The 7,211-nt window shown below is 60.1% G+C and carries 10 protein-coding genes; 7 read left to right on the top strand and 3 right to left on the bottom strand.

Features of this window, described 5'->3' with window-relative positions; all coding sequences use genetic code 11:
- Positions 1–414: 414 nt before the first annotated feature.
- The 3 genes from AC22LX_RS23285 to flgA form a co-directional block, all read right to left on the bottom strand.
- Positions 415–849 carry a flagella synthesis protein FlgN gene (locus AC22LX_RS23285; RefSeq protein ID WP_045397839.1) on the bottom strand — a complete coding sequence of 145 codons (435 nt, stop codon included), beginning with the start codon at positions 847–849 and terminating at the stop codon, positions 415–417.
- 2 nt (positions 850–851) lie between these two features.
- Positions 852–1,175, bottom strand: a complete 324-nt coding sequence (flgM, locus tag AC22LX_RS23280) for a flagellar biosynthesis anti-sigma factor FlgM (RefSeq protein ID WP_045397841.1) — start codon at positions 1,173–1,175, stop codon at positions 852–854.
- Positions 1,176–1,238: 63 nt separating this feature from the next.
- Positions 1,239–1,889: a flagellar basal body P-ring formation chaperone FlgA gene (flgA, locus tag AC22LX_RS23275; protein ID WP_045397842.1), complete on the bottom strand. Its 651-nt coding sequence runs from the start codon at positions 1,887–1,889 to the stop codon at positions 1,239–1,241.
- Between the two features lie 159 nt (positions 1,890–2,048).
- Here flgA and flgB point away from each other — a divergent pair, with 159 nt between their 5' ends.
- The 7 genes from flgB to flgH all read left to right on the top strand — a co-directional run bounded on the left by flgB (position 2,049) and on the right by flgH (position 7,190).
- Positions 2,049–2,462 (top strand): flagellar basal body rod protein FlgB, encoded by a 414-nt coding sequence (flgB, locus tag AC22LX_RS23270; RefSeq protein ID WP_015367330.1) that lies wholly within the window; start codon positions 2,049–2,051, stop codon positions 2,460–2,462.
- A gap of 5 nt (positions 2,463–2,467) precedes the next feature.
- Positions 2,468–2,872 carry a flagellar basal body rod protein FlgC gene (flgC, locus tag AC22LX_RS23265; protein ID WP_015367329.1) on the top strand — a complete coding sequence of 135 codons (405 nt, stop codon included), beginning with the start codon at positions 2,468–2,470 and terminating at the stop codon, positions 2,870–2,872.
- 12 nt (positions 2,873–2,884) lie between these two features.
- Positions 2,885–3,562, top strand: coding sequence for a flagellar hook assembly protein FlgD (flgD, locus tag AC22LX_RS23260; RefSeq protein ID WP_015367328.1), 678 nt, complete (start codon positions 2,885–2,887; stop codon positions 3,560–3,562).
- 44 nt (positions 3,563–3,606) lie between these two features.
- Positions 3,607–4,821: a flagellar hook protein FlgE gene (flgE, locus tag AC22LX_RS23255; protein ID WP_015367327.1), complete on the top strand. Its 1,215-nt coding sequence runs from the start codon at positions 3,607–3,609 to the stop codon at positions 4,819–4,821.
- A 12-nt stretch (positions 4,822–4,833) separates the two neighbouring features.
- Entirely contained in the window at positions 4,834–5,589 is a 756-nt protein-coding gene (locus tag AC22LX_RS23250) for a flagellar basal body rod protein FlgF (RefSeq protein ID WP_045397845.1), read from the top strand.
- A 34-nt stretch (positions 5,590–5,623) separates the two neighbouring features.
- Positions 5,624–6,406: a flagellar basal-body rod protein FlgG gene (gene flgG / locus AC22LX_RS23245; protein WP_015367325.1), complete on the top strand. Its 783-nt coding sequence runs from the start codon at positions 5,624–5,626 to the stop codon at positions 6,404–6,406.
- A gap of 82 nt (positions 6,407–6,488) precedes the next feature.
- Positions 6,489–7,190, top strand: a complete 702-nt coding sequence (gene flgH, locus AC22LX_RS23240) for a flagellar basal body L-ring protein FlgH (protein WP_015367324.1) — start codon at positions 6,489–6,491, stop codon at positions 7,188–7,190.
- Positions 7,191–7,211: the final 21 nt, after the last annotated feature.

The raw sequence follows: 7,211 nt of genomic DNA, 5'->3' as shown, positions 1-7,211 counted from the left end.
CATTTTTTAGGACGTATTGCAACGATCCAGTCTGGTACTTTGATACCGTAAAATCTGGAGCGTCCATCTCATTATCCGTGCAAAACACGGCCCTCAGCCCGCATCCATGCGGGCTGCCCCGGCCTTCCGGGAACGTCTCAGCGATTTTGAGGCCACCAACACCGGCAGTTTCAGTAGCCATGGGGACAAGATAGAGATCTTAAGCTCACAATAGCACGGACCGTAGGCCGGATAAGGCGCAGCCGCCATCCGGCGCGAAAATGGCTCGTTACCCGCGGTTATTGCCCGGCGGCGCTACGCTTGCGCGGGCCTACAGATCACATGCCGGCGTAGGTCAGGTAAGCGTAGCGCTACCTGACAAAACACGGCGCTACGGGTAACCGTCGCCAGCGGGGAAAATACAGAGAAAGGCGTTCAGACGCCGATTTTACGGCCCAGCAGACTCGCGGCGCGCGACTGGCCATCCGGCCCGTACAGCGATTTATTATTCTGGCTAAGAATTGCCAGCGCCTGCTGGTTATGGGCGATCTGTTGATTGAGCAACAGACCGTTATGCTGATTCTTTTCACGCAGGCACTGGCTTAACTGCTGGATCTGCCGCCAGCTTTCGCCGAAGCTTTCATGGCCGGGGTAAGGCGCGCGTAGCGCAAGGTTAGCTTCCAGCGCCGGCCGCTGTTGCTCAAGCCAGGCCACCGTCGCCAGCAGCTGGCTCTTGCTATCGGTGACGCGCTGCAGAGCCACGCCAGGCAGCTCATCCGCACACAGCAACTGTTGCTCTTGCGCCAGCACGTCATCCAGCGTCCGCAGGGTTTCCGCCAGTTTATCCAGCAGAGTGCGTAATCTGTCCATCATCAGGCCTTATCTGTTTTGCTACCGGCAAGGCGCTGGATATCGTTGTGCGCATCCTGCAGCAGGGCGTCGGCGATTTTGCCCGCGTCCATTTTCAGTTCGCCGCTGCGAATCGCCTGTTTGATGGCCTCAACCCGGTTCATATCAATATCCTGGGTGCCTGGCTGCATCAGCCGCGCCTGCGCATCGCTCAGTTTCACTTTGGTGGCGCTAACGGCGGTTTCCGCCACGGCGGCCTTACGCGGCTGAAGCGGGTTGTCGGCCGGGGTTTCACGCGGCTGCACCGTGGAAACCGGCTGTAACCGCTGGGTGCGATCGATACTCATGGTCCATCTCCAAAATGGGTTTCTAATGGGGTTATCGGCAGGGGCTGGCAAACCTTTACTTTTTTATAACGTAATACGGATGGATCCATCCTCCCCGGCGATACCGCTGACGATTTTGCCGGAAACCATGCGTACGCGCACGCTATCTTCGGCCGCCGCGTTATTCATCGCCTTACCGGCACCGCTGATGCTAAAGCCGTCGCCCTCGGCCATGACCTGCACCGGCTGACCGGCTTTAATCACCCACGCGCGACGCAGCATCGACAGCGTCAGCGGTTGCCCTGGGCTGATATTACGCAGCGTCACGGCGCCCAGCGCTTTCTTGCTGTCGGTCAGCGTACGCGGCGGCAGGGTATCGAGCCTGCCTGATTTTAGCACCACATCCGCCGGGGTCAGCGGCGTTCCGCCGCTAATACCGCGCGCCGCCGTCAGATAACGGCCAAATACCTGCACCTGGGTCTGAATAAACCGCCGTTCCTGTCCGCAGCGGGCGGAGACGCTGATATTACCGCCGATTCGCGCATTGGGCGCCAGCGACAGCTGCGGTAATTCACACGGCGGCCACTGGGCGGGCGGCGTGCGTACCAGCACTTTCACCTGTACGGCATTATCGTCGAATTTGCTTTTAATGAAGCTTTCGATTTGCGTCGCCAGCGTGTCGGCGCGGGCGTTCAGGCTGCACAGCAGACCGACCAGCAGGATTTTACTTTTCATCGCGTTTCCCTCACGCCACCCGGAAAGGGGTTAAGTGTAACGGCTGCCCTGAGGGACTAAACAGATAAATAGCGCTCCATTTTGCCCCTATTCCCGCGATAGGTTGGCGCAGGGGGCGTTTATGCTGTCGGCTCCAAATTCTAACCTTGCGGAGGGAGCATGCTCGACAAACTGGACGCTGCTCTGCGTTTTGGCCAGGAGGCGCTGAACCTGCGCGCCCAGCGCCAGGAAATACTGGCCGCCAATATCGCCAACGCAGACACGCCGGGCTATCAGGCGCGGGATATCGATTTCGCCAGCCAACTGAATAAAGTCCTGCAACAGGGGCGGGTAAACGGCAACGGCATGGCGCTGAACCTGACGGCGGCGCGTCATATTCCGGCGCAAACCATGCAGCCGCCGGAGCTGGATCTGCTGTTTCGGGTGCCGGACCAGCCGTCGATGGACGGCAACACCGTGGACATGGATCGCGAACGCACCAACTTCGCTGACAACAGCCTGAAATATCAGACCGACCTGACGCTGCTCAACGGTCAGATCAAAGGGATGATGTCGGTGCTGCAACAAGGATAAGGCGAATGTCTTTACTCAATATTTTTGATATCTCCGGCTCAGCGCTCTCGGCCCAGTCGCAGCGGATGAACGTCAGCGCCAGCAATATGGCCAACGCCGATAGCGTCACCGGCCCGGATGGCGAACCCTATCGCGCGAAGCAGGTGGTGTTCGAAGTGGCCGCGGCGCCAGGCCAGCAGACCGGCGGCGTGCGCGTCTCACAGGTGGTTGACGATCCGGCGCCCGCGCGGATGGTTTATCAACCGGGTAATCCGCTGGCCGATGCTAAGGGCTACGTGCGGATGCCGAATGTCGATGTGGTGAGCGAAATGGTTAACACCATCTCCGCCTCCCGCAGCTATCAGGCCAACGTCGAAGTGCTCAACACCACTAAGTCGATGATGATGAAAACCCTGACGCTGGGTCAGTAACCGGAGATCCCGATGGCTATCGCCGCAACCACCAATGAATCGACCAATAACGCGGTTCTTGATTCCGCCAGCAAAAGCAGCACCAGCCAGGATTTGCATAACAGCTTCCTGACGCTGCTGGTGGCGCAGTTGAAAAATCAAGACCCGACCAACCCGATGCAGAACAACGAGCTGACCTCGCAGCTGGCGCAGATTAATACCGTACAGGGCATCGAAAAACTCAACACCACCCTTGGCGCGATCTCGGGGCAGATCAACAGCAACCAGTCGCTGCAGGCCAGCGCGCTGATCGGCCACGGCGTGATGGTACCGGGTAATAACATTCTGGTCGGCAGCAAAGAAGGCCAGGTCAGCACCACGCCGTTTGGCGTCGAACTGGAGCGCGCCGCCGATCAGGTCACGGCAACCATTACCAACGCCAACGGCCAGGTGGTGCGGACCATTGAGATTGGCGGCCTCACCGCCGGGGTGCACGCCTTTACCTGGGACGGCTCGCTGGATGATGGTACCGCCGCGCCGGACGGCGCCTATAAAGTGGCGATTAACGCCAAGGGCAACGGCGAGCAACTGGTGGCGCGCAGCCTGCACTTCGGCATGGTTAACGGCGTGATTAACGACAGCAACGGCGCGAAGCTGGATCTCGGCCTTGCCGGTAACGCCAGTCTCGAAGAAGTGCGGCAGATCCTGTAATTCGCACCTGATTTTATCGATATCCTCAATATTTGGAGAGTAACATGGCCTTTTCTCAGGCAGTCAGCGGCTTAAATGCGGCGGCCACCAATCTCGACGTGATTGGCAACAATATCGCTAACTCCGCGACCGCGGGTTTCAAATCCGGCAGCGTGTCGTTCGCCGATATGTTCGCCGGTTCGCAGGTCGGACTGGGGGTTAAAGTCTCCGGAATCACCCAGAACTTTAAAGGCGGCACCACCACCGGCACCAGCCGCGCGCTGGATGTGGCGATTAACGGCAACGGCTTCTTCCGCATGCAGGATAAAGACGGCGGAATTTTCTATACCCGCAACGGCCAGTTTAAGCTGGACGAAAACCGTAATTTGACCAATATGCAGGGGCTGCAGCTGACCGGCTATCCGGCCGCCGGCACGCCGCCGACCATTCAGCAGGGCGCCAACCCGGTACCGCTGAGCATTCCCGAAGGGATGATGAACGCCAAAGCATCGACTTCCGGCGAAATGGTCGCCAACCTGAAGTCGACGCATAAAGTGCCGGAGAACAAGACCTTCGACCCGGCGAAGCAGGACAGCTACAACTACGTCAACACCATCACCGCCTACGATTCGCTGGGTAACGCCCACAACATCAACGCCTATTTCGTGAAAACCGACGATAACAAATGGCAGGTCTATACCCAGGACGGCAGCGCGGCTGCGGTCAGCGCGGGCACCATGGAGTTCAATACCAGCGGGAACCTGGTCAGCGTTAACGGTCAGGCGGGCGAGTTCAGCATGACCATTCCGATGAGCGCCAAAGACGGCGCACCGGCGCAGAACTTCACGCTTAGCTTCGCCGGTAGTATGCAGCAGAACGTCGGTAGCGATTCGGTGAGTAAAGTGGCGCAGGATGGTTATGCCGCCGGCGAATACACCAACTTCCAGATTAACGATGACGGTACCGTCGTCGGTATCTACTCCAACCAGCAGACCCAGGTCCTGGGGCAGATTGTGATGGCCAACTTCTCCAACCCGGAAGGCCTGGCGTCGCAGGGCGATAACGTCTGGCAGGAGACCGGCGCGTCCGGCCAGCCGCGCGTAGGACTCTCCGGCGGCGGCGGTTTTGGCAAGCTGACCAGCGGCGCGCTGGAGTCGTCCAACGTCGACCTGAGCCAGGAGCTGGTGAACATGATCGTCGCCCAGCGTAACTATCAGTCCAACGCCCAGACCATCAAGACGCAGGATTCGATCCTGCAGACGCTGGTCAGCCTGCGCTAACGGAACTGAGTTATGGATCACGCGATTTATACCGCGATGGGCGCCGCGCGCCAGACGCTGGAGCAGCAGTCGATTACCGCCAACAATCTCGCCAACGCCTCGACGCCGGGCTTTCGCGCCCAGCTCGCCGCGCTGCGCGCGGTGCCGGTAGACGGGCCGAGCCTCGCCACCCGCACGCTGGTGGCGGCCTCGACGCCGGGCGCCGATATGAGTCAGGGGGCGCTGAACTACACCGGGCGCCCGCTGGACGTGGCGCTGCAGCAGGACGGTTTTCTGGCGCTCAGCCTGCCGGGCGGCGGCGAAGCCTATACCCGCAACGGTAGCATTCAGGTTTCGGCCAACGGTCAACTAACGGTGCAGGGGATGCCGCTGCAGGGCGACGGCGGGCCGGTTGAGGTGCCGCCGTCGGCGGAAATCACTATCGCCGCCGACGGCACCATTTCGGCGCTGAATCCCGGCGATCCGCCGAACACCATCGCGCAGATTGGTCGCCTGAAGCTGGTGAAAGCCGATGCGCGCGAAGTGATGCGCGGCGATGACGGCCTGTTCCGCCTGACCCCGGAAACCCAGCAGCGCCGCGGCAACCAGTTGGCCAACGACCCGCAGGTGCGGGTCATGCCGGGCGTGCTGGAGGGCAGTAACGTCAAGCCGATGGAGACCATGGTCGATATGATCGCCAACGCCCGTCGCTTTGAAATGCAAATGAAGGTCATCCACAGCGTGGATGAGAACGAACAGCGGGCGAATTCTCTGCTGTCAGTAAGCTGATAGCCAGTCGGCCCGCGGCCAAAGGAAATAACCAATGATTCCCTCTTTATGGATTGCGAAAACCGGTCTTGATGCGCAGCAGACCAATATGGACGTGATCGCCAACAACCTGGCGAACGTCAGCACCAACGGTTTTAAACGCCAGCGCGCGGTGTTTGAAGACCTGCTGTATCAGACCATGCGTCAGCCGGGGGCACAGTCCTCCGAACAGACCACGCTGCCTTCCGGCCTGCAGATCGGTACCGGCGTCCGCCCGGTCGCCACCGAGCGTCTGCATAGCCAGGGCAACCTGTCGCAGACCAACAACAGCAAAGACGTGGCGATTAAAGGCCAGGGCTTCTTCCAGGTGCTGCTGCCGGACGGCAGCCAGGCCTACACCCGCGACGGCTCGTTCCAGATCGATCAGAACGGCCAACTGGTGACCGCCAGCGGCTTCCAGGTGCAGCCGGCGATCACTATTCCGGCCAACGCGTTGACTATTACCATCGCCCGCGATGGCATCGTGAGCGTCACCCAGCAGGGGCAGACCGCCGCCCAGCAGGTCGGGCAACTGACGTTAACCACCTTTATTAACGACAGCGGCCTCGAAAGCGTGGGCGAGAACCTGTACCAGGAAACTGAGAGCTCCGGCGCGCCGAATGAGAGCACGCCGGGCCTGAACGGCGCCGGCATGCTCTACCAGGGTTATGTCGAGACCTCTAACGTCAACGTGGCGGAAGAGTTGGTCAATATGATCCAGACCCAGCGCGCCTATGAGATCAACAGCAAAGCGGTCTCGACGTCGGATCAGATGCTGCAGAAGCTGACCCAGCTGTAATGTTTGATGACGGGCGTCGCCTGCCGCGCCCGTCGCTTTTTTGGTGTAACAAAGGCGATACCCCGTGGTAACCACACATTCGATGGCCACCCTGCCGCGCCAGGGACAACGCTTGCTGGCGGGCATGGTGATGCTGACGCTGAGCGGCTGCGCGTACATTCCGCATAAACCGTTGGTCGATGGCTCGACCTCGGCGCAGCCCGCACCGCCGACCGCGCCGGTACCGAACGGCTCTATTTTTCAGGCCGCGCAGCCGATGAACTACGGCTATCAGCCGCTATTTGAAGACCGCCGCCCGCGCAACGTTGGCGACACGCTAACCATCGTGCTGCAGGAAAACGTCAGCGCCAGCAAGAGTTCTTCCGCCAATGCCAGCCGTAACGGTTCCAGCAAGTTTGGCGTCGCCACCGCGCCGCGCTACTTAGACGGCCTGTTGGGCAACGCCCGCGCCGATATGGATATTTCCGGCGATAACAGTTTCGGCGGCAAAGGCGGGGCGAATGCCAATAACACCTTCAACGGCACCATTACCGTCACCGTTAATCAGGTACTGAGCAACGGCAACCTGCACGTGGTGGGGGAAAAACAGATCGCCATTAACCAGGGCACCGAATTCATTCGCTTCTCCGGGGTGGTTAACCCGCGCACCATCAGCGGTAGCAACTCGGTCACCTCAACGCAGGTGGCGGACGCGCGCATCGAGTATGTCGGCAACGGCTACATCAATGAAGCGCAGACGATGGGCTGGCTGCAGCGGTTCTTCCTCAACGTCTCCCCGTACTAATGGGCGGGCCATTTGCGGTGT

This window comes from Klebsiella sp. PK01 (assembly GCF_057624675.1).
The sequence above is the reverse complement of the archived record's forward strand: the minus strand, read 5'-3'. Positions and strand labels throughout refer to the sequence as shown.